The organism is Agrobacterium sp. 22094 (genome assembly GCF_052046015.1).
Taxonomy (GTDB): domain Bacteria; phylum Pseudomonadota; class Alphaproteobacteria; order Rhizobiales; family Rhizobiaceae; genus Agrobacterium; species Agrobacterium cavarae.
Genome location: NZ_JBQEPX010000001.1, coordinates 2,352,680 through 2,373,386, shown reverse-complemented (window position 1 = coordinate 2,373,386; position 20,707 = coordinate 2,352,680). Strand labels below are relative to the sequence as shown.

Here is a 20,707-nt window from a genome sequence, read left to right as displayed (position 1 = left end):
CAGCTTGGGGAAGAACGAGCGGCATGGGCATAACTCCTCCCATTGGCAAAGAGCCAGGTGCGCTTCTGGACGATCGCTCACGCGAGATCTTCAGGCGCATTGTGGAAGGCTATCTGGAAACGGGCGAACCGCTCGGTTCGCGCAGTCTCTCTCGCCTGCTTCCTATGTCACTGTCGCCAGCGTCTGTGCGTAACGTCATGAGCGATCTGGAGGAGCTCGGTCTCATCTATTCGCCGCATGTCAGTGCCGGACGCCTGCCGACCCAGACCGGGCTTCGCTTCTTCGTCGATGCCTTCATGCAGGTGGGCGAACTGCCCGAGGCCGAGCGCGCCAATATCGACCGGCATATCGGCCCGATCTCCGGGCGCGAACAGTCTCTCGAAGGCCTGCTGTATGAGGCAAGCAGCATGCTCTCCGGCATGTCGCGCGGGGCAGGGCTGGTGCTGACCGCAAAGAACGATGCCGTCCTCAAACATGTGGAGTTCATCCGGCTGGAGCCGACCAAGGCGCTCGCCGTTCTGGTCGGCGACCATAACCAGGTCGAAAACCGCATCATCGAACTGCCGGCCGGCATCACTTCGTCGCAATTGACCGAGGCCGCCAACTTCATCAACGCGCATCTCGGCGGCCAGACCTTGCCGGAACTGCGCAGCCAGATAGCCCGACAGAAGAACGAGCTTCAAAGCGCGCTGAGCACGCTGGCCCAGGATCTGGTGGAGCGGGGGCTTGCCGTCTGGTCCGGCGACAATGAGGAAGGCAAGCTTGGGCGACTGATCGTGCGCGGCCGCTCCAATCTTCTCGAGGGTCTGGCAGGCGAAGAAGATATCGACCGCGTTCGTCTTCTCTTCGACGATCTGGAGCGCAAGGAAAACCTGATCGAGATCCTCAATCTGGCAGAGACCGGCTCCGGGGTCAGGATTTTCATCGGCTCGGAAAACAAGTTGTTTTCCCTGTCGGGCTCATCGCTGATCGTCGCACCCTACAAGGACGACGAGAACCGGGTCGTCGGCGCTGTCGGGGTTATCGGCCCGACGCGGCTGAATTATTCCCGCATCGTGCCGATGGTGGATTACACCGCCCAGATCATGGCGCGGCTTTCAACCAAGCGACGTTAGAGCGTTTCCATTTGACGTTTCCATCTGAAAAGGAAACGGTCTAACCGCGCAGGTCGCTTGAAAAACCGCTCCTTTTTCCCGTAAGCCTTGATTTTTGCATGGCAAAGCTCGATATCGGGCTCAATCTCATTGCAAGCCACAATACACATGTAATTTGGAGAACGTCATGACTGACACCAACAAGACCGGACCTGACGCAGGCGCTGCCGACGAAGCAGTGGAAGCGACCACGGCGGAGAATGCGGTGCCGGAGCAGGCAGAACCCGATCCGATCGATGTGCTGAAGGCGGAAAACGCCGATCTTCGCGACAAATTCCTGCGTCTGGCCGCTGAGATGGACAATCTTCGCCGTCGTACCGAACGCGAGGTCAAGGATGCAAAGGCCTATTCCGTGGCCGGCTTCGCGCGCGACATGCTGGCCGTCTCCGACAATCTTCGCCGGGCGCTCGACACCATTCCAGAAGAACTGAAGCAAAGTGCCGAAGCCAATATCAAGGGTCTCATCGAAGGCGTCGATATGACGGAACGCTCCATGCTCTCCGCACTTGAGCGTCACGGCGTGAAGAAGATCGATGCCGAGGGTGAGAAGTTCGATCCGAACTTCCACCAGGCCATGTTCGAAATCCCGAACACCACCGTGCCGAACAACACTGTCGTCCAAGTGGTGCAGGCTGGCTTCACCATCGGCGAGCGCGTTCTGCGTCCAGCCATGGTCGGCGTGGCCAAGGGTGGCCCGAAGGTTGAAGCGCCGGCAGGTGCTGAGCCCGGCACAAGCGGTCTCAACGAGAAAGACGCCTGAGCGCCTTCTTCGTCTTCATCTGATCAATAGCAAAAGGCCCGGATATCTGATCGATACCCGGGCCTTTGTTTTACAGCATCGGCCCGAAAATCGGTCTCGATTTTCGGAAAGCACGATGCGTCGATTCAAAATGGTAAAGCGCCGTGCGTCCAATAGGACGCACGGCGCTTTAAACGTCGAGGCTATGTTCGCGTGAACCCAAGCTTGGCGTTCAGGCCGCGTTCACCTGCTCCTGGTTAAGAAAGGTGTAGATCGCCGTATCGGAATCAGTCGCACGCAGTTTCGCCACCAGTTCCGGGTCGCGCAGAACGCGGGCAATCCGCGACAGGGCTTTCAGGTGGTCGGCGCCGGCACCCTCCGGCGCGAGCAGAAGAAATACGAGATCGACCGGCTGGTCGTCGAGTGCTTCGAAGTCGACGGGTGTTTCCAGGCGCGCGAAGACGCCGGTAATGGAGGAAATGCTGCTGAGCTTTCCATGGGGAATGGCAATGCCATGACCGACGCCGGTGGAGCCGAGCCGCTCACGCTGCAAGATGACGTCGAATACGTCCCGCTCGGAAACCCCGGTGATACGGGATGCCTTTGCTGCCAGTTCCTGAAGGAGTTGCTTCTTGGAATTGACCTTTAGCGCGGGAATAATCGCATCTTGGTGCAGCAAATCTGCCAATGCCATTTCTTTTTCCTTCATGCCATCGAGACGAACCGGAAGACGCTTGAGGGCGCCTTCCGGGTCCTTAGACTTCAGCTCTTGATCATCGCCGCGTCGACCCAGCCGATGTTTCCATCGTTGCGACGGTAGACGATGTTGAGTTCTTTCGACGGGCTGCGGAACAGCAGAACTGGCTCATCGGTCATATCGAGAGCCATGACTGCGCTTGCAACCGTCATGGTTTTGATCTGTTTGGAAGTCTCGGCCACGATTGTTGGCGCGAAATCTTCCGCGATTTCCTCATCCTCATCCGGGACTGCATCCATCACCCGGTAGGCGACTTCCTCATCGATCCCCTTGGACGCTGAACCGTTATGGTGATCCTTGAGCCTGCGCTTGTAACGACGCAGGCGCTTTTCAATGCGCTCTGCCGCCGCGTCGAAGCTGGCTTGCGGATCGTTGGCCTGTCCTGCCGCGTGCAGAACGACCCCAGTATCGAGGTGGATCTTGCAATCCGCAGCAAAAAGCTGGCCGGACTTCGCGACCGTCACCTGGCCGGAATACCCCCCATCGAAGTATTTGGTAACGGCTTGGCTTATATTGTCCTCGATCTTTTGACGGAAAGACTCGCCCACATCCATATGTTTACCAGATACACGCACACTCATGGAATTTTTCCTTTTTCAGTGATTTGCGTATACCAGCTTACGTCAAGCTGAGCGCTCATCCAAGCGTTTCGCGACCTCTTTCGTGCCTTTGCAGACGAATGCCGCTGCCCCTTGAATGCAATTCCCTCTTCAGACCCCCGCCTTGTCTGCGGCGAGCTTCTAGCCTTGTCGGCTGGGCAAGTCAATTGTCAATGTTAAGTGTTTGTAAACTATAATAAAAGGGCTCAAGCCGAGGCCATGCGGGCCATCGCCTTTTTCTCCCGACGGCGCTGCACGGAGGAGGGGATGTTCATCGCTTCACGATATTTTGCGACAGTCCGTCGCGCCAGATCGATGCCACTTTTTTTCAGCTGATCGACGATATCGTCGTCGGACAGAACCGAGCTTGGCGCTTCCTGCGCGATCATCGTGCGGATGCGATGACGAACCGCCTCTGCCGAGTGATTGTCGCCACCCTCCGACGAGCCGATAGAGACGCTGAAGAAATATTTGAGTTCAAAGACGCCACGCGGCGTCAGCATGTATTTGCGCGATGTGACGCGGCTGACCGTCGATTCATGCATCTTGATGGCATCGGCGACCTGCTTCAGATTGAGGGGGCGTAAGTGATCCACGCCATGCAGCAGAAACGCATCCTGCTGCCGGACGATTTCGCTCGCCACCTTCATGATCGTCCTTGCCCGCTGATCGAGGCTGCGCGTCAGCCAGTTGGCCGTCTGCATGCAGGTGGAGAGGAATTCGCCGTCTTCCCCTGCGCGCGGTTTCACCTTGGACACTTCCGTGAAATAGCTGTGATTGACCAGGACGCGCGGCAGAGTCTCCGGGTTGAGGTCGATCAGCCAGCTTCCATCGGTGGAGGGATGGACGATAATGTCCGGTATGATGGTCTCGCACGAGCCCGTCTCGAAGCCAGCACCGGGACGCGGATTAAGACCACGGATCTCGCTCAGCATGTCGAGAAGGTCATCCTCATCGACGCCGCAAAGCTTTTTCAGTGTGGCAAAATCGCGCTTGGCCAGAAGATCGAGGTTGCCGACGAAAGCATGCATCGCCGGGTCCAGCCGATCTCTCTGTTGCAGCTGGATCGACAGGCATTCGCTGAGTGAGCGAGAGAAGACACCAGGCGGATCGAAGCTCTGCAGGATGCGCAAGATCGCCTCGACGTCCTTTTCCGGCCGTCCCAGCCGCTCTGACACATCGCTGACCGCGTCAGCGGAGACATAGCCGGTCTCGTCGAGATGATCGAGCAGAGCGTCGGCTGTCATGCTGTCGGTGAGACCGGTGATCGAGAATGGCACCTGCTGTGCAATGTGGTCGCGCAAGCTCGGCTTGCGCGCAACGAAATCATCGAGATCGTAGTCGTCGCCAGCCTCGGCGCCGGGCATGGATTTCCATTGGCCGAGAAGCTCCGGCGCGTCTGCCTTGCGTCCGCTCTCATCATCCGGAAACACATTGGCGAAATTGGTGTCCAGCGCCTCGTTGAGAACAGGGGCGTCATCGCCGTACCATTCCGCCGTCTCGCTCGTATGGGATGATTCAATACTATCTGAAGCTTGCGAACTCGTAGCTTCGTCGCTGCCGAATGTTTCGCCAGGATCGCTGTCATTTGCCGCAATTTCAAGCAGAGGGTTCTTTTCGACTTCCTGGGCGATAAAACTGACCAACTCGATATGCGTCATCTGAAGCAGCTGGATCGACTGCATCAGCTGCGGAGTCATCACAAGTGACTGATTTTGACGCAGCAACAGGCTGGCTGACAAGGCCATGGCGGACACTCGACTCCCAAACACGCCCCTGTTTTGCAGAAAATTTTTGTTGTTCAGCAAAACAAGGAGAACTTGGCCCAAAAATTGCTTTTTATTTGGGTTTGGTCAAGGTCAAGAGTGAGGTGCAGAGCAAGATTCTTTGACGGGAACGCTGTGACATCATCACCTTCCCGTTAAGACTGCCGCGCTTTCAGGCCTGAAAATGCGGCCCTCAGAGGCTGAAGTTGTTTCCGAGATAGAGGCGACGAACATCGGCATTGTTGACGATCTCGTCGGCCCGACCGTGCGTCAGCACTTCGCCCGCATGAATAATGTAGGCGCGGTCGATAAGACCCAGCGTTTCGCGCACATTATGGTCGGTGATCAAAACGCCGATCCCGCGTGCCGTCAAGTGGCGCACGAGATTCTGAATGTCGCTGACGGAAATCGGATCGACGCCCGCAAAGGGTTCATCGAGCAGCATGAAGGTCGGATCGGTCGCGAGAGCACGGGCGATCTCAAGACGACGGCGTTCGCCGCCCGAAAGAGCGACCGCAGGAGACTTACGAAGCTGGGAGATGTGAAACTCCTCCAGCAGCTCGTCGAGCTTTCGGTTTCTCTTCTTCTCGTCCTTCTCATGCACTTCCAGAACAGCGCGAATATTGTCCTCGACCGTCAGGCCGCGAAAGATCGACGCTTCCTGCGGAAGATAGCCGACGCCAAGGCGCGCGCGGCGATACATCGGCATGCCCGTCACGTCATTGCCGTTGATGGCGATCTTGCCATCATCCACGGGAACGAGGCCGGTGATCATGTAGAAGCAGGTGGTCTTGCCCGCACCGTTCGGCCCCAGCAGTCCGACAGCCTCTCCGCGACGCACGACAAGCGACACGCCGTTGACAACGCGACGCGTATTGTAGGTCTTGGTCAGGCCATGGGCGATCAAGGTGCCTTCATAGCGAGATTTATCGCCCGCATTCGCGTCGGCTGTCGACGGACGTGCGGAATCTCTGCCAAGAAGCTTTGAAATCAAGGGCATTTTCACGATGAGCGGCTTACTGCTTTTTCTGCGACTTGGGATCGAGCATGATGCGGACGGGACCGCCGCAGCTCTCTAGCTTGGCTTCACCAGTATTCATCAGCACCGTCAGCTTGCAGCCGGTGAAGACGTTGGTGTCCTGCGATAGGACAACCTGCTTGCCGGAAAGCGTAAAGGTCTGCGAGGCCATGTCGAACTCGCCATGATCGGCCGTGGCCTTCTGTGTACCAGATGTCAGGTAAACGGAATTGTCGACGAAAATCTTGTCGATATCGGCATCACCGCCGGTCACCGATGTCGTTTGCCCGTCGCCCTTGTTCTTGTAGAGAACCGTCATCTTGCCAGCCTGCAGCGTGGTCGTTCCCTGAACAACCTTCACGTTGCCGGTGAAGTAGGCCTTGTGCTCCTGGTCGCGCACCTCGAGCTGATCGCTTTCAATCGCAATCGGCTGGTCGCTGGAAAGCTTCATTCCGTCCATCTTGCTGGTCGTGTTCTGAGCAAAGGCCGGTGTGGAAAGACATGCCAGAACAATGGCAGCCGAAATTCCGGCGGTTCTCTTGAAGGGGGCGTTGCGGGAAATCTGCATCATCTGGTCGGGCTCTCACTTGCCTGCGTTCTGAATGGTGGATGCAGCAATACGAGCTCGTACCTGCCCCGAAAATACAATCGTTCTGCCATTATCGGCTATGCGTAGGCTTTCCGCAACAATCGAGCCTTCCTTCGTGGTGATGTCGACCGGCTGGTCGCTCTCCATCGTTCCCGCTTTCAGGTCGACATTGGCAGACTGAAATTTGGCTTTTAGGCCATTGCTCAGATTGATGTCAAAGGGCGCCGTCATTTTCAACTTATTTGTCGTGCGGTCGAAGATGCCTTCCTGCGCCACCACCTGTGCCACGATGTCATTCATCGGCACGGCTGCCAGCACTTTCTCAAGCGTCATCAGGTTCGGCGTCGTCACGTCCTGAAGCGCGCGCTCGGCATTCATAGAGTAGTCGAAACCCTTGTTGTTCCGCCCAGCCAGAGCCGGCTTTTCCATGACGATCTTGCCGTCCTCGATCGAGGCGCTTTGCAGCGACACTTCGGCAGGAAGCCATGTGCGGGCAAGCGAGACGCCGATGAAAGCAAGCGAAACGATCGCTGCTGCGATCGGAAGCCCGATCTTCAACTTTTTTACGCGCGCGGAGTGACGCTTCGCCAGAGCATACGCATCGGGCAGATTGTCAGCCACCGAAAATCCCGGTGCCGGTTGATTAAGTCTTTCGAGCATTCGTCAAATCCGGAGGTCCACAAGTACAGCTTAAAGTCGCACACAGACCTTTACATATTCATCTAACGTGTTTGGCACGATGGCCTTGCGCTGCCAATATGGTTTTTATCAGAAAGAGCGCAAGAGCCGGGTGTTTTTTATAAAAACCGCACATTGCAAGTTCACGCGCTTGCAAGAGGTCGTTACAAGGTTCATATGCCCGAGGCGAAGTTGAAGCTTAACTGCCGTGAAGCGAAGGTGATTTGATGGACCAGATGGCAATCGCAGACCGCAGGCAACTGCGCCGCAAGCTGACATTCTGGCGGGTTGCTGCAGTTCTCTTGCTGATAGCGGCCCTCTTTGTTGTCTATCGCTTCGCTGTCGCGGAGCCGGAATCGAGCGCAAGGCCGCATATCGCCAAGATCGAGATCAGCGGCCTGATCCAGGACGACACCGAACTCCTGGAGCGGCTTCAAAAAATTGCAGACAGCACCAGCGCCAAGGGCCTGATCGTTTCCATCTCTTCGCCCGGTGGCACAACTTACGGCGGCGAGCGCATCTTCAAGGCGATCCGCGCCGTAGCGGACAAGAAGAAGCCGGTCGTGTCCGACGTCCGCACGCTTGCAGCCTCCGCCGGCTATATGATTGCAACCGCCGGCGACACGATCGTCGCGGGCGACACCTCGATCACCGGCTCCATCGGTGTGATCTTCCAGTATCCGCAGGTCGGACCGCTCCTCGACAAGCTTGGCGTGTCGCTGCAGGAAATCAAATCCTCGCCGATGAAGGCGGAGCCTTCGCCCTTCCACGAGCCGCCGGAAGAATCGAAGGTCATGATCCGCAACATGGTCATGGACAGCTACAACTGGTTTGTCGATCTGGTGGCCGACCGGCGCAAGCTGCCGCGCGACGAGGTGTTGAAGCTTGCCGATGGGTCGATCTTCACCGGACGTCAGGCGGTTGCCGTCAAGCTTATCGATACGCTCGGCGGTGAAACCGAGATCAAGTCCTATTTCGAAAGCCGCGGTGTGGACAAGGATTTGCCCATCATCGAATGGACGGCACCATCGAAGCGTTCGCCCTTTTCCATCTTCAGCGTCGCAGGTCTTGCAAAAATGCTGGGCTTGGATGAATTTTTCCCGATTGCAGCGTCTCGCCAACTCGGCACCGACAAGTTGTTTCTTGACGGTCTTGTTTCGGTTTGGCAGGTTGATGGCCGATAAAAACCTAATCCTTTCAGGGGGCAACTGTGATTAAGTCTGAACTGGTGCAGATCGTTGCTGCGCGTAACCCGCACCTGTATCACCGCGATGTCGAAAATATCGTCAATGCGGTTCTTGATGAAATCACCGATGCGCTTGCTGCCGGCAATCGTGTCGAACTTCGTGGATTTGGCGCATTCTCGGTAAAGAACCGGCCCTCTCGTTCTGGACGGAACCCGCGCACGGGTGAGTCCGTTTTTGTCGAGGAAAAATGGGTTCCCTTCTTCAAGACCGGCAAAGAGCTTCGCGAAAGGCTCAACCCGGGCATGGGCGACGTCGAAGACGAGGATTGAGCGTAATCGACGCTCGACAATCCTTAAGTCCGGCGTGACGTTCGTCCAGATTGCATGAAGGCCCCCAAAGACGGAGTACCTTGAATGTCGAAGAAGATCGTCAACCTGTTGATCCTTCTGCCACTGGCCATCATTCTGATCATCCTGTGCGTAGCAAACCGCGAGAGTGTGACACTGGCGCTCAATCCGTTCCAACCCAGTGACAGCGTTCTCTCCTTCACGGCACCCTTCTTCGTTTTCATTTTTCTGTCGGTTCTGTTCGGCATTCTGCTCGGCTCTGCCGCAACCTGGATTTCGCAGGGAAAGCACCGCAAGCGCGCTCGTCTCGAGGCGCGAGAAGCCATTCGCTGGCACGATGAGGCCACCAAGGCAGCCGCCAACACGCAAACGGCATCACCCGTTTCAAGACAGCTTGCCGCAAAATAGTCGGCGGCTCTCGGTTCTTTGATCCGTCAGCACGGCGCATCATTTTGCCACGCCCTTTGATAATCCCCCATTCTAGTGATATGCGCTTTCCAACCGCATCCGGGCCGCCGTTGGCCCGGGATGCAGACAGGAAAGCGCAAGTGGTACGGCCATTCTCCGTACCTCTCGCGTCGAGACGTGGAAAGACCGTCGTTGAAGAAGAAAGACAACCGCCAGGGCGCAAAACCGCGCGCCGGACAGGACAATCGCTCAGGCAAGCCCGGCAGCAAGCTGCCTCGCCCGAAGGATGCTGCGCGCGCACGCGCTCCAGATTACGTTCGCCCCGCTGCTTCCGCTCCCAAGGAAAAGGTGCAGGCCTCTGCTCCCGCCGTCGAAGCCGCACCTCCGCGCCCGTTGAAGGAGCGCTCCGGCGCGCTTCCGACCGAGCAGGTGCCGGTCATCCTTGAATCGCTCGGTGCTGGTGACTTTCACCTGATCGACAGCGGCAATGGCCTGAAGCTCGAGCAATATGGCGAGTACCGCATCGTTCGTCCCGAGGCACAGGCGCTGTGGCGGCCGAACCTTGCCGAACGGGTCTGGGACAATGCCGATGCGATCTTCACCGGGGATACGGATGAAGAAGGCAGCGGACGCTGGCGTTTTCCAAAGCAAGCTCTTGGCGAGACATGGCCGCTGTCTCTGCTCGGCGTCGATTTCCTCGGCCGCTTTACCGCGTTTCGCCATGTGGGTGTTTTCCCCGAACAGATCGTCCATTGGGAGTGGTTGAAGCAAACAATCGAAAAGGCCGATCGACCGCTGAAAGTGTTGAACCTCTTCGGTTACACCGGTGTCGCGTCGCTTGTCGCGGCGTCCGCCGGAGCGGAAGTCACCCATGTGGACGCCTCGAAAAAGGCGATCGGCTGGGCGCGAGAAAACCAGGCGCTTGCCGGTCTTGAGAATGCGCCGATCCGCTGGATCTGCGAAGACGCCATGAAGTTCATCCTGCGCGAGGAACGTCGCGGCAACAGCTACGACATCATCCTCACCGATCCGCCGAAATTCGGCCGCGGTACCCATGGCGAGGTCTGGGATCTCTACGATCATCTGCCGCTGATGCTGGATGTCTGCCGCGAAATCCTGTCGCCTAAGGCGCTGGGATACGTGCTGACCGCCTATTCCATCCGCGCCAGCTTCTACTCGATGCACGAGTTGATGCGCGAAACCATGCGCGGTGCAGGTGGCGAGGTTACCTCCGGCGAACTCGTCATCCGCGAAGCGGGTCTAGATGGCAAGACGCCGGGCCGTGTGCTTTCAACCTCTCTCTTCAGCCGCTGGGTGCCGAAATGAATGATCGTCATGAAAACGGCCCACGCAGGGTAGGGCAGGTCAAGGAAGTTACCAGCCTCGCCAATCCGATCATCAAGGACATCAAGAACCTCACCCAGAAGAAGGGCCGCGAAGAGAGCGGCACCTTCATGGCGGAGGGACTGAAGCTTGTCATCGATGCGCTGGAACTCGGCTGGACGATCCGCACGCTGGTCTATGCCAAGGCCGCCAAGGGCAAGCCGCTGGTCGAGCAGGCTGCGGTGAAGACGGTGGCGTCCGGTGGTCTCGTGCTGGAAGTCAGCGAAAAGGTGATCTCATCCATCACCCGCCGCGACAACCCACAGATGGTCGTCGGCATCTTCGATCAGAAATGGAAGCCGCTCAGAGATATCCGGCCTGCTGCGGGTGAGACTTATGTCGCGCTCGACCGGGTGCGCGACCCTGGCAATCTCGGCACGATCATCCGCACGGCAGATGCAGCCGGTGCCTCCGGAGTCATTCTCGTCGGCGATTGCACAGATCCTTTCTCGCTCGAAACCGTGCGGGCCACCATGGGCTCGGTATTTGCAATGCCTGTTGCACGCGCATCGGTGGATGAGTTCTTGAGCTGGAGAAAGAGTGCTGGCGTCAGCGTCGTGGCAACCCATCTCGCCGGCTCGGTGGATTACCGCACCATCGACTACAAGAAGAGGCCGGTCGTGCTTTTGATGGGCAACGAGCAGTCCGGTCTTCCGCCGGAGCTTGCCTCGCAGGCGGACCAGCTTGCTCGCATCCCGCAACAGGGTCGGGCCGACTCTCTCAATCTCGCGATCGCAAGCGCAGTCATGCTGTTTGAAGCGCGCCGACATCTTCTCGAACTTGCGATGGTAAAGTAATGGCCAAGCCCGCTCTCTTCTCCAGACCCGCTCCCGCCATCGCCCTCATTCTTCTGGCGCTGCTTGCCGATCAGATCATCAAGGTGCTGGTGGAAAAATATCTGCCTCTGCAGGAGATGGTGCCTGTCATTCCGTTCCTGGCGCTCTACCGCACCTACAATCTTGGCGTGGCCTTCTCCATGCTGTCGGGCATGGAGGGCTGGGCGATCGTCACCATGCGGCTTCTCATCGTCGCCTTCGTCATCTGGCTGTGGCGAAAGACGGACGCAGATCGCACCTTTGCCCATCTCGGCTTTGCGCTGATCATCGCCGGTGCTGCGGGAAACATCTTCGACCGGTTTCTGTACGGGCACGTCGTGGACTACATCCTCTTCCACACGGAGACCTGGTCCTTCGCCGTCTTCAACCTGGCCGATTCCTTCATAACGATCGGTGCTGGTTGCGTCATTCTGGATGAGTTGTTGCAGGCCAAGGCGGCACGAAAGAAAACCTGAACGACTGCTACGCAAGACCGGATCGCGAAATTTAGTTTACGCAACGTCACTTACGCGGCTAACTGTCACTGTTTTGTCGTCAAGAAGTGATTTATGACGCCAAGATCAAACGGTGGCGGGGCGATTCTCCATGGTCTCGGAAGTTCTGGAACGCAGCATTGTTGGCACGGGCTTGGGCGGCGCTGTTTTGTCAGCTGCCGAAAAGCGGGAAGCCGACGTCTTTGGTCGTATCGGCTCCCTCGAAACACGTCTCGCCAGAAATGAGCGCGAAATCGACGCAGCCCAGCAGGTCCGCTTCCGCGTCTTCGTCGAAGAGATGGGTGCGCGGCTTCCGGCGGACGCGATGCGTCGCGGTCGCGACATCGATGCCTTCGACGCCGTCTGCGACCATCTCCTGGTTCTCGACAACGCCATTGAAGGCGATCCCGAAGATCAGATCGTCGGCACCTATCGCCTGCTCAGGCAGGAAACGGCGTTGGCGAATAAGGGTTTTTACTCGGCAAGCGAATTCGAAATCGAGAGCCTGATCGCGCGCCACCCGGATAAGCGCTTCATGGAACTTGGACGCTCCTGCGTGCTGCCGGAGTATCGCACCAAGCGCACCCTCGAACTTCTCTGGCAAGGCAACTGGGCCTATGCCGTCCGTCACCGTATGGATGCGATGATCGGCTGTGCCTCCTTCCCGGGCATTCAGCCGGAAGCTCACGCGCTGGCGCTGTCCTTCCTGCATCATAGCTGCGGCTCCAAGGCTGAATGGCGGACCGAGGCACTGCCGGAGCTCTACCGCGAAATGGATATGATGCCGCTTGAAGCGATCAATCCGCGTCGGGCGCTCAACGCCATGCCGCCGCTGATCAAGGGTTACATGCGTCTTGGCGCCATGTTCGGTGCCGGTGCCGTGGTCGACCACGCCTTCAACACCACCGACGTGCTGGTGATCCTGCCAGTCTCATCGATTGCCGGCCGCTACATCAATTACTATGGCGGTGACGCCGAGCGCTTCAACGGCTGATACCGTTCCGGCATCAAGCTTCCTGTGGGTTCGTCGTTCTGCGTGTTGTTCTTGGAGAGCCGCGCCGGTAGTCTCCGGCTTTGTTTTCTCAAAGCCCCAAGCAGATACGATCACGCCATTGACGGACGTTCATTCCACCGCCTCGCTCATTTCCGAAGAGAGCCGCGCATCGGCAACGCCGATGATGGAGCAGTATATCGAGATCAAGGCGAACAATCCCGGTTCGCTGCTTTTCTATCGCATGGGCGATTTCTACGAACTGTTCTTCGACGATGCGGCGGAAGCCTCGCGCGCGCTCGGCATCACCCTTACCAAGCGCGGCCAGCATCTGGGTCAGGACATTCCCATGTGCGGCGTTCCGGTCCACGCGGCGGATGACTATCTGCAAAAGCTGATCATGCGCGGCTATCGCGTTGCTGTGTGCGAACAGGTGGAAGACCCGGCGGAAGCCAAGAAGCGTGGCTCGAAATCGGTGGTCAAGCGTGACGTCGTGCGTCTTGTCACGCCCGGCACGCTGACCGAAGAGAAGCTGCTCTCGCCGACAGAATCCAACTACCTCATGGCGCTTGCGCGCATTCGCGGCAGTTCGGAGGCGCAGTTTGCACTCGCCTGGATCGATATCTCCACCGGCGTCTTCAGACTGGCGGAGACGACTTTGACGCGGCTGCTGGCCGACATCTGGCGCATCGATCCGCGCGAGTTGATTGTGGCCGACAGCCTGTTTCACGACGAAGAACTGCGACCGACCTTCGATGTGCTGGGTCGCGTCGCCGTCCCTCAACCTGCCGTCCTGTTTGATAGCGCGACCGCCGAAGGCCGCATCGCGCGCTACTTCAACGTCTCGACGCTGGATGGCTTCGGAGCTTTCTCCCGTGTGGAACTGGCAGCCGCCGCTGCAGCCGTCGCCTATGTCGAGAAGACTCAGATCGCCGAGCGCCCGCCTCTCGGCGCGCCGGAGCGCGAAAGCTCTGCCTCGACGCTGTTCATCGATCCCGCGACCCGCGCCAATCTGGAATTGACCAAGACGCTTGCCGGAGAACGCGACGGATCGCTCTTGCAGGCAATCAACCGCACGGTGACTGGCGGCGGTGCGCGGCTTCTGGCGGAACGGCTGATGTCGCCGCTGACCCATCCGGAACGGATCAACGCCCGTCTCGATGCGGTGGCCTATCTGATCGACGATGTGTCCTTGAGCGATGGTCTGCGCGAGGCTTTGAAGCAGGTGGCAGACATGCCGCGCGCGCTGTCGCGCCTGGCGCTCGATCGCGGCGGCCCGCGCGATCTCGGTGCCATTCGCCAGGGACTTGCCGCTGCCGCGATCGTCGGTCAGTTGCTTGATCAGGGGCTGTTACCCGACGAACTGGCGGCAGCGCTCTCCGACCTGAAGGCGTTGCCTTCTGCTTTGGAAACCATGTTGTCCGACATGCTGGCAGAGGATCTTCCGCTCCTGAAGCGCGATGGCGGCTTCATTCGTGAAGGCTCAAACCCGGAACTTGATGAGGTTCGGGCGCTGCGCGACCAGTCGCGTCGGGTGATCGCCGGCTTGCAATTGCAATATGCGGAAGAGACCGGCATCAAGTCGCTGAAGATCAAGCACAACAATGTGCTCGGCTACTTCATCGAGGTGACGGCTGGCAATGCCGATGTGATGACGGGAAGCGACGAAGCCAAGGCGCGCTTCATTCACCGCCAGACGATGGCGGGCGCCATGCGCTTTACCACCACCGAGCTTGCCGATCTGGAAAGCCGCATCGCCAACGCCGCCGCCCAGGCCCTTACCATGGAGTTGCGAGCCTTCGACCGGATGGTGCAGGCGGTGGTGGCCGAAGCCGAAGCCATCAAGGCGGGCTCTCTGGCACTTGCTGCCATCGACGTGGCGACAAGCCTCGCACATCTTGCATCCGAACACGCCTATTGCCGGCCGGTGGTCGATGGCTCCATGACGTTTGCGATCCGCGGCGGGCGTCACCCGGTCGTGGAGCATGCCTTGCGCCGTCAGTCGAGCGGTCCTTTCATCGCCAACAATTGCGATCTTTCGGCGGTGAACGGCAATCGCAACGGCGCGATCTGGATGCTGACCGGTCCGAACATGGGCGGTAAGTCGACCTTCCTGCGTCAGAATGCGTTGATTGCCATCCTCGCCCAGATCGGGTCCTTCGTTCCGGCAGAAGCCGCTCATATCGGCATTGTCGACCGGCTGTTCTCGCGTGTTGGTGCTTCGGACGATCTCGCCCGTGGCCGCTCGACCTTCATGGTCGAAATGGTCGAGACGGCGGCAATCCTCAATCAGGCGACCGAACGTTCGCTCGTCATCCTCGATGAGATCGGGCGCGGCACGGCAACCTTCGACGGCCTGTCCATCGCCTGGGCGACGGTGGAACACCTACATGAGGTGAACCGCTGCCGCGGTCTTTTCGCCACCCATTTCCATGAGCTGACGGTGCTGTCTGAGAAGCTCGGCCGCCTCTCCAACGTCACCATGAAGGTGCGGGAATGGGAAGGCGATGTCATCTTCCTGCACGAGGTTGGTCCCGGTGCTGCGGATCGCTCCTATGGCATTCAGGTGGCCCGCCTTGCCGGCCTTCCCGCCGCCGTGGTGGAGCGCGCAAGAGAGGTTCTCAACCAACTCGAAGATGCCGATCGCAAGAACCCGGCAAGCCAGTTGATCGATGATCTGCCGCTGTTTCAGGTCGTGGTCCGGCGCGAAGCGACAAGCGCCAAGGGCAACTCGAAGGTGGATGAGGCGTTGAAGGTGCTGAACCCGGATGAAATGACGCCGCGCGAGGCACTGGATGCGCTCTATGCGCTCAAGAAACAACTTGGCAACGCTTGATGCGTAGAGTGCCTGTCCATTCGGCCTCAAAATCGCTATAGCGCTGTGCCATCAGCGCAAGACGCATGGAATGGATATCGGCTCAATGGCCTCTAAGGACCTGGATTTCTCCGCGATACTGGATGTCGCAGCACTGAAGCATCAATGCGACCTCGTCTTTCAAGGCGATGGAAAGCGCGTTTCGGATGTGCGCTCCGACCTTTTGCCAATCTTCAAGAAGGCAAGCAGCGACGGACGGCAAATGGCGCGCGATCTTCTCGATTCCGAAGGCGGCGGCATTGACTGCGCACGGCGTATTTCCTGGCTGCAGGATCGTCTGATCGAGGTGCTCTACGATCTCGCCTGCCAATATGTCTATCCGAAGGATGCGCCAGGCATAGCCATCACCGCTGTCGGTGGCTATGGGCGCGGCACGCTGGCACCCGGATCGGACATCGATCTTCTGTTCCTGCTGCCGCTCAAGAACACGCCGGACATGCACAAGGCGATCGAGTTCATTCTCTACATTCTTTGGGATGTCGGCTTCAAGGTCGGCCACGCCACCCGCACCGTGGATGAATGCATCAAGCTGTCCAAGGCGGATATGACGATCCGCACCGCCATTCTCGAAATGCGCCCGATATGTGGGAAGAAGTCGCTCGCCGACGAGCTGGAGCGCCGATTCGAAACCGAAGTCGTCACCAATAGCGGCCCGGAATTCATCGCCGCCAAGTTGGCCGAGCGCGACCAGCGCCACCGCAAAGCAGGCGACACCCGCTATCTGGTCGAGCCCAATGTGAAGGAAGGCAAGGGAGGTCTGCGCGATCTCCACACGCTCTTCTGGATCGCCAAATATTATTACCACGTGCGCGACACGGCAGAGCTGGTGAAGCTCGGCGTTCTTTCCAGAAGCGAACTAAAGCTCTTCGAAAAGGCCGATGACTTTCTCTGGGCGGTGCGCTGCCAGATGCACTTCATCACCGGGAAGGCCGAGGAGCGGCTTTCCTTCGATATCCAGCGCGAGATTGCCGCCGCCCTTCATTACCAGCCTCGCCCCGGCCTTTCGGCGGTCGAGCGCTTCATGAAGCACTATTTCCTCGTGGCCAAGGATGTGGGCGACCTGACGCGCATTCTCTGCGCCGCTCTTGAGGACCGCCAGGCGAAGGATGTGCCGGGGCTTTCCGGCGTTCTCAGCCGCTTTGCCCATCGACTTCGCAAGATCCCGGGCTCCAGTGAATTCGTCGAAGACCGCGGTCGCATTGCGCTCGCCAATGCCGATGTCTTCCGTAACGATCCGGTCAGCCTCATCCGGCTTTTCCATGTGGCCGATATCAACAATCTCGAACTGCACCCGGATGCCCTTCGCGTCGTGACCCGCTCACTCGGCCTCATCAATCATGAGCTTCGCGAGAATGAGGAAGCCAACCGGCTGTTCCTCGCCATCCTGACCTCGAGGCGCGATCCGGCGCTCACGCTACGGCGCATGAACGAGGCGGGTGTTCTCGGCAAATTCATCCCCGAATTCGGCAAGATCGTCGCGATGATGCAGTTCAACATGTATCATCACTATACGGTCGATGAGCACTTGATCCGCTCGGTCGCAATCCTCGCCGAGATCGACAAGGGGCAGGCGGTCGATACCCATCCGTTGGTCAACCAGTTGATGCCGGCCATCGAAGACCGCGACGCTCTCTATGTCGCCGTTCTCCTTCACGATGTGGCAAAGGGCAGGCAGGAGGATCACTCCATTGCCGGTGCACGCGTGGCCCGCAAGCTCTGCCAGCGCTTCCGTCTCTCCACCAAGCAGACCGAGACGGTGATGTGGCTGATCGAGCAGCATCTCCTGATGTCGATGGTGGCCCAGACCCGCGATCTGCATGACCGCAAGACGATCACCGACTTTGCCGACAAGGTTCAGTCGATGGAGCGGCTGAAGATGCTGTTGATCCTCACCGTCTGCGACATCCGCGCCGTTGGCCCGGACGTCTGGAACGGCTGGAAGGGGCAGTTGCTGCGCACGCTCTATTATGAAACCGAGCTTCTTCTCTCCGGCGGCTTTTCGGAAAGCTCGCGCAAGGAGCGCGCCAAGATCGCCCGTCAGCGCCTTTACGATGCGCTGGATGACTGGGGCCAGAAGGCGCGCCGCAAGTACAGCAAGCTGCATTATGATGCCTATCTTCTGTCTGTCGCCTTGGAAGACCAGGTCCGCCACACCCGCTTTCTGCGTGAGGCGGACAAGCAGGAAAAGGCGCTGGCAACCATGGCCCGCACCCATTCCTTTCACGCCATCACCGAGATCACGGTTTTGGCGCCAGACCATCCGCGCCTGCTGTCGATCATCACCGGCGCCTGCTCAGCTGCCGGCGCCAACATCGCCGATGCTCAGATCTTCACGACATCGGACGGCCGCGCCCTCGATACGATCCTGATCAACCGCGAATTCCCGATTGATGAGGATGAGACCAGGCGCGCCACCAATATCGGCAAGCTGATCGAAGAGGTTCTGGCTGGCAAGAAGCGGCTTCCCGAGATCATCGCGACGCGGACCAAGAGCCGCAAGAAGAGCAAGACCTTCAACATTCCGCCGTCGGTGACGATTTCCAACGGGCTTTCCAACAAATTCACCGTCATCGAGGTCGAATGCCTTGACCGTCCCGGCCTTCTGGCGGACATGACGGCGGTGCTGGCCGATCTGTCGCTGGATATCACCTCCGCGCGGATCACCACCTTCGGCGAAAAGGTCATCGATACCTTCTATGTCACCGATCTCTTCGGCCAGAAGGTGATGACGGAAAACCGTCAATCCAATATCGCAATGCGGTTGAAGGCCGTTATGGCGGAGCAGGAAGATGAATTGCGTGATCGTATGCCCTCCGGCATCATCGCGCATCCGGATGTAGCAGCCCTTCCTGCTGCGCGCACCGCAAAGGCTTGAACAAAAAATGAGTTTGATCGGCAAATTCGCCACCGTCGGCGGCGCGACGCTTGGAAGCCGCCTGTTCGGCTTCATCCGTGAAATGCTGATGGCGGCAGCCGTGGGTACCGGACCGGTGGCGGATGCTTTCAACGCGGCCTTTCGCTTTCCCAACACCTTCCGCCGCCTGTTTGCCGAGGGCGCGTTCAACTCCGCCTTCGTGCCGCTTTTCGCCAAGGAGATCGAGGCCAATGGCATGGAGGGCGCGCGCCGCTTCTCCGAGGAGGTTTTCGGCGTCCTCTTCACGGTGCTGATGGCGCTGACGATCGTCATGGAACTGTCCATGCCGTTTCTCGTCAGAACGGTGATTGCACCGGGCTTTGTCGATGACCCGACGAAATTCGAAAACACGGTGCGCCTCGCCACCATCATGTTTCCCTATCTCGCCTGCATGTCGCTGGCGGCCATGATGGGCGGGATGCTGAATTCGCTGCATCGCTATTTCGCTGCGGCCATCGCGCCGGTCTTTCTCAATGTCATCCTCATTGGCGTCTTGGCGCTCGCCTGGTGGAAGCACTACGATCCTCTGCAGGTCGGCTATGCACTCTCCTGGGGTGTCATGGCCGCAGGTTTCGTCCAGCTTGCCATCGTCTGGGTTGCCGTGCGTCATGCCGGTATCAAGATCGGCTTTCGCCGCCCGAAACTGACGGGTAACGTCAAGCGCTTGCTGGTTCTAGCGCTGCCGGCCGCAATCACCGGCGGCATCACCCAGATCAACTTGCTGATCAACACCAATATCGCGTCTGGCGGAGACGGCGTGATCTCCTCGCTCGCCTATGCCGACCGCATCTATCAGTTGCCGCTCGGTGTCGTCGGCATTGCGGTGGCGACCGTTCTTCTGCCGGAACTGGCGCGCGCGCTTCGCGGCGGCCATGCGGTGGAGGCGGCCAATTTGCAGAACCGCTCCGTCGAGTTCGTACTCTTCCTGACGCTGCCGGCCGCTGCGGCGCTGCTGGTCATGGCCGAGCCCATCGTTCGCTTTCTCTATGAGCGCGGCAACTTCTCGCCGTCTGCAACGGTCACTGTTGCGGAAATCCTCGGCATCTATGGCCTCGGCCTGCCGGCCTTCGTTCTGATCAAGGCCTTCATTCCCGGCTTCTTCGCCCGCGAGGATACCCGCACACCGATGATCTTCGCGGCGATTTCCGTGGTGGTGAACGTCTCGCTCGCGCTCACCCTTTTCCCCTCTTACGGCGGTCCGGGGATTGCGACGGCGGAAATCACCGCCGGTTGGGTGAATGCTGCTTTGCTCTTTGGTATGCTGATGTGGCGCGGCCACTGGAAGCTCGATCTGCCGCTTCTGCTGCGCATCCCGCGGCTGCTGATCGCGGCAGGTCTCATGGCGTTCGCCATTCACTACGCGCTGTCGTATTTTTCCTACGAACTGTCATCGGCATCAAACCTTGCGGTCCGGGCAGGCACACTGCTTGCTCTGGTCGTCGGCGCCATGGTCATCTATTTCGGCGTTGCCTTCGCCTCCGGTGGGGCAAACCTTGGGATGGTCAGGCGCGGCATGAAGCGCAAGCGCAAGACGGATGTCCAAAGCGAGATCGAGCCATGACTTCCGGCTACACCTCCATGCGCCACATTGCGCTCGTCTCTCTGGTGGTGGACGATTACGATCGCGCCAAGGCGTTCTATTGCGACAGCCTTGGCTTCGAATGCCTTTCAGACCAGCCGATGCCGGACGGCAAGCGCTGGCTTGTCGTAAAACCGAAAGGTGAGGGGGCAAGCGGGCTTCTGCTGGCGCAGGCGGATGGAGAAGCGCAGGCTGCCGCGGTTGGCAACCAGACCGGCGGTCGGGTTGGTTTCTTCCTGTATACGGATGATTTCGATGCAGATTTTCACCGCATGAAAGCCAAGGGGATTCGCTTTCTGGAGGAGCCGCGTCGCGAGGTTTACGGCACGGTTGCCGTTTTCGAAGACCTCTTTGGCAACAAATGGGACCTGCTCCAGCCAGCCGCTGAAACCCCTTGATTGCAACGGGTTCCGG

The 20,707-nt window shown here is 58.9% G+C and carries 18 protein-coding genes and 1 pseudogene; 13 read left to right on the top strand and 6 right to left on the bottom strand.

The genetic code is table 11. The annotated features are described in order from the left end of the window. Positions 1–23 precede the first annotated feature (23 nt). Together hrcA and grpE are read left to right on the top strand one after the other, a co-directional pair. Positions 24–1,115 carry a heat-inducible transcriptional repressor HrcA gene (hrcA, locus tag ACTJK5_RS11605; RefSeq protein WP_062443036.1) on the top strand — a complete coding sequence of 364 codons (1,092 nt, stop codon included), beginning with the start codon at positions 24–26 and terminating at the stop codon, positions 1,113–1,115. Positions 1,116–1,281: 166 nt separating this feature from the next. Next, positions 1,282–1,914, top strand: coding sequence for a nucleotide exchange factor GrpE (gene grpE / locus ACTJK5_RS11600; protein ID WP_062599194.1), 633 nt, complete (start codon positions 1,282–1,284; stop codon positions 1,912–1,914). A gap of 211 nt (positions 1,915–2,125) precedes the next feature. On the opposite strand, the gene ptsN is transcribed toward grpE, so the two are convergent. From ptsN to lptC, 6 genes are all read right to left on the bottom strand, one after another. Continuing rightward, on the bottom strand, positions 2,126–2,587 hold the full coding sequence (gene ptsN / locus ACTJK5_RS11595; RefSeq protein WP_062427309.1) for a PTS IIA-like nitrogen regulatory protein PtsN: 462 nt from the start codon (positions 2,585–2,587) through the stop codon (positions 2,126–2,128). A 68-nt stretch (positions 2,588–2,655) separates the two neighbouring features. Continuing rightward, a complete protein-coding gene (hpf, locus tag ACTJK5_RS11590) occupies positions 2,656–3,231 on the bottom strand; it encodes a ribosome hibernation-promoting factor, HPF/YfiA family (RefSeq protein ID WP_062427124.1) in 576 nt (191 codons plus the stop codon). Positions 3,232–3,455: 224 nt separating this feature from the next. Continuing rightward, positions 3,456–4,997 (bottom strand): RNA polymerase factor sigma-54, encoded by a 1,542-nt coding sequence (gene rpoN, locus ACTJK5_RS11585; protein WP_440612473.1) that lies wholly within the window; start codon positions 4,995–4,997, stop codon positions 3,456–3,458. Between the two features lie 211 nt (positions 4,998–5,208). Continuing rightward, positions 5,209–6,015, bottom strand: coding sequence for an LPS export ABC transporter ATP-binding protein (gene lptB, locus ACTJK5_RS11580; protein WP_062443030.1), 807 nt, complete (start codon positions 6,013–6,015; stop codon positions 5,209–5,211). 16 nt (positions 6,016–6,031) lie between these two features. Next, positions 6,032–6,604: an LptA/OstA family protein gene (locus ACTJK5_RS11575; protein WP_062599196.1), complete on the bottom strand. Its 573-nt coding sequence runs from the start codon at positions 6,602–6,604 to the stop codon at positions 6,032–6,034. A 12-nt stretch (positions 6,605–6,616) separates the two neighbouring features. Further along, the gene (lptC, locus tag ACTJK5_RS11570; protein ID WP_062599197.1) at positions 6,617–7,282 is read right to left on the bottom strand and encodes an LPS export ABC transporter periplasmic protein LptC; all 666 of its coding nucleotides are present in this window, start codon (positions 7,280–7,282) and stop codon (positions 6,617–6,619) included. A gap of 245 nt (positions 7,283–7,527) precedes the next feature. Here lptC and sppA point away from each other — a divergent pair, with 245 nt between their 5' ends. The 11 genes and pseudogenes from sppA to ACTJK5_RS11515 all read left to right on the top strand — a co-directional run bounded on the left by sppA (position 7,528) and on the right by ACTJK5_RS11515 (position 20,691). Beyond that, complete coding sequence (gene sppA, locus ACTJK5_RS11565; RefSeq protein WP_112358686.1) at positions 7,528–8,484, top strand: signal peptide peptidase SppA; 957 nt, start codon at positions 7,528–7,530, stop codon at positions 8,482–8,484. A 26-nt stretch (positions 8,485–8,510) separates the two neighbouring features. Continuing rightward, on the top strand, positions 8,511–8,816 hold the full coding sequence (locus tag ACTJK5_RS11560) for an integration host factor subunit beta (protein ID WP_062427118.1): 306 nt from the start codon (positions 8,511–8,513) through the stop codon (positions 8,814–8,816). 84 nt (positions 8,817–8,900) lie between these two features. Then, positions 8,901–9,242: a LapA family protein gene (locus ACTJK5_RS11555; protein WP_062443025.1), complete on the top strand. Its 342-nt coding sequence runs from the start codon at positions 8,901–8,903 to the stop codon at positions 9,240–9,242. Between the two features lie 192 nt (positions 9,243–9,434). Beyond that, positions 9,435–10,568, top strand: coding sequence for a class I SAM-dependent methyltransferase (locus ACTJK5_RS11550; protein WP_440612472.1), 1,134 nt, complete (start codon positions 9,435–9,437; stop codon positions 10,566–10,568). Further along, the gene (locus ACTJK5_RS11545) at positions 10,565–11,422 is read left to right on the top strand and encodes a TrmH family RNA methyltransferase (RefSeq protein ID WP_062599199.1); all 858 of its coding nucleotides are present in this window, start codon (positions 10,565–10,567) and stop codon (positions 11,420–11,422) included. The genes ACTJK5_RS11550 and ACTJK5_RS11545 overlap by 4 nt, the downstream gene beginning before the upstream one ends. Then, positions 11,422–11,916: a signal peptidase II gene (lspA, locus tag ACTJK5_RS11540; RefSeq protein WP_062427114.1), complete on the top strand. Its 495-nt coding sequence runs from the start codon at positions 11,422–11,424 to the stop codon at positions 11,914–11,916. Before ACTJK5_RS11545 ends, lspA begins: the two co-directional genes overlap by 1 nt. A gap of 214 nt (positions 11,917–12,130) precedes the next feature. Beyond that, positions 12,131–12,928, top strand: a pseudogene (locus ACTJK5_RS11535) (GNAT family N-acetyltransferase); the annotation flags it as partial. Positions 12,929–13,109: 181 nt separating this feature from the next. Further along, complete coding sequence (gene mutS, locus ACTJK5_RS11530) at positions 13,110–15,761, top strand: DNA mismatch repair protein MutS (protein ID WP_440612603.1); 2,652 nt, start codon at positions 13,110–13,112, stop codon at positions 15,759–15,761. Between the two features lie 85 nt (positions 15,762–15,846). Beyond that, a complete protein-coding gene (locus ACTJK5_RS11525) occupies positions 15,847–18,675 on the top strand; it encodes a [protein-PII] uridylyltransferase (RefSeq protein ID WP_062427307.1) in 2,829 nt (942 codons plus the stop codon). A 7-nt stretch (positions 18,676–18,682) separates the two neighbouring features. After that, complete coding sequence (gene murJ, locus ACTJK5_RS11520; RefSeq protein WP_062443016.1) at positions 18,683–20,275, top strand: murein biosynthesis integral membrane protein MurJ; 1,593 nt, start codon at positions 18,683–18,685, stop codon at positions 20,273–20,275. Beyond that, positions 20,272–20,691, top strand: a complete 420-nt coding sequence (locus ACTJK5_RS11515) for a VOC family protein (protein WP_440612471.1) — start codon at positions 20,272–20,274, stop codon at positions 20,689–20,691. The genes murJ and ACTJK5_RS11515 overlap by 4 nt, the downstream gene beginning before the upstream one ends. Positions 20,692–20,707: the final 16 nt, after the last annotated feature.

Excerpts from the sequence above, each read along its gene's own strand:
- hrcA (WP_062443036.1), top strand. The coding sequence starts at position 24 with ATGGGCATAACTCCTCCCATTGGCAAAGAGCCAGGTGCGCTTCTGGAC.
- grpE (WP_062599194.1), top strand. The coding sequence starts at position 1,282 with ATGACTGACACCAACAAGACCGGACCTGACGCAGGCGCTGCCGACGAA.
- ptsN (WP_062427309.1), bottom strand. The coding sequence starts at position 2,587 with ATGGCATTGGCAGATTTGCTGCACCAAGATGCGATTATTCCCGCGCTA.
- hpf (WP_062427124.1), bottom strand. The coding sequence starts at position 3,231 with ATGAGTGTGCGTGTATCTGGTAAACATATGGATGTGGGCGAGTCTTTC.
- rpoN (WP_440612473.1), bottom strand. The coding sequence starts at position 4,997 with ATGGCCTTGTCAGCCAGCCTGTTGCTGCGTCAAAATCAGTCACTTGTG.
- lptB (WP_062443030.1), bottom strand. The coding sequence starts at position 6,015 with ATGCCCTTGATTTCAAAGCTTCTTGGCAGAGATTCCGCACGTCCGTCG.
- ACTJK5_RS11575 (WP_062599196.1), bottom strand. The coding sequence starts at position 6,604 with ATGATGCAGATTTCCCGCAACGCCCCCTTCAAGAGAACCGCCGGAATT.
- lptC (WP_062599197.1), bottom strand. The coding sequence starts at position 7,282 with ATGCTCGAAAGACTTAATCAACCGGCACCGGGATTTTCGGTGGCTGAC.
- sppA (WP_112358686.1), top strand. The coding sequence starts at position 7,528 with ATGGACCAGATGGCAATCGCAGACCGCAGGCAACTGCGCCGCAAGCTG.
- ACTJK5_RS11555 (WP_062443025.1), top strand. The coding sequence starts at position 8,901 with ATGTCGAAGAAGATCGTCAACCTGTTGATCCTTCTGCCACTGGCCATC.
- ACTJK5_RS11545 (WP_062599199.1), top strand. The coding sequence starts at position 10,565 with ATGAATGATCGTCATGAAAACGGCCCACGCAGGGTAGGGCAGGTCAAG.
- lspA (WP_062427114.1), top strand. The coding sequence starts at position 11,422 with ATGGCCAAGCCCGCTCTCTTCTCCAGACCCGCTCCCGCCATCGCCCTC.
- mutS (WP_440612603.1), top strand. The coding sequence starts at position 13,110 with ATGATGGAGCAGTATATCGAGATCAAGGCGAACAATCCCGGTTCGCTG.
- ACTJK5_RS11525 (WP_062427307.1), top strand. The coding sequence starts at position 15,847 with ATGGCCTCTAAGGACCTGGATTTCTCCGCGATACTGGATGTCGCAGCA.
- murJ (WP_062443016.1), top strand. The coding sequence starts at position 18,683 with ATGAGTTTGATCGGCAAATTCGCCACCGTCGGCGGCGCGACGCTTGGA.
- ACTJK5_RS11515 (WP_440612471.1), top strand. The coding sequence starts at position 20,272 with ATGACTTCCGGCTACACCTCCATGCGCCACATTGCGCTCGTCTCTCTG.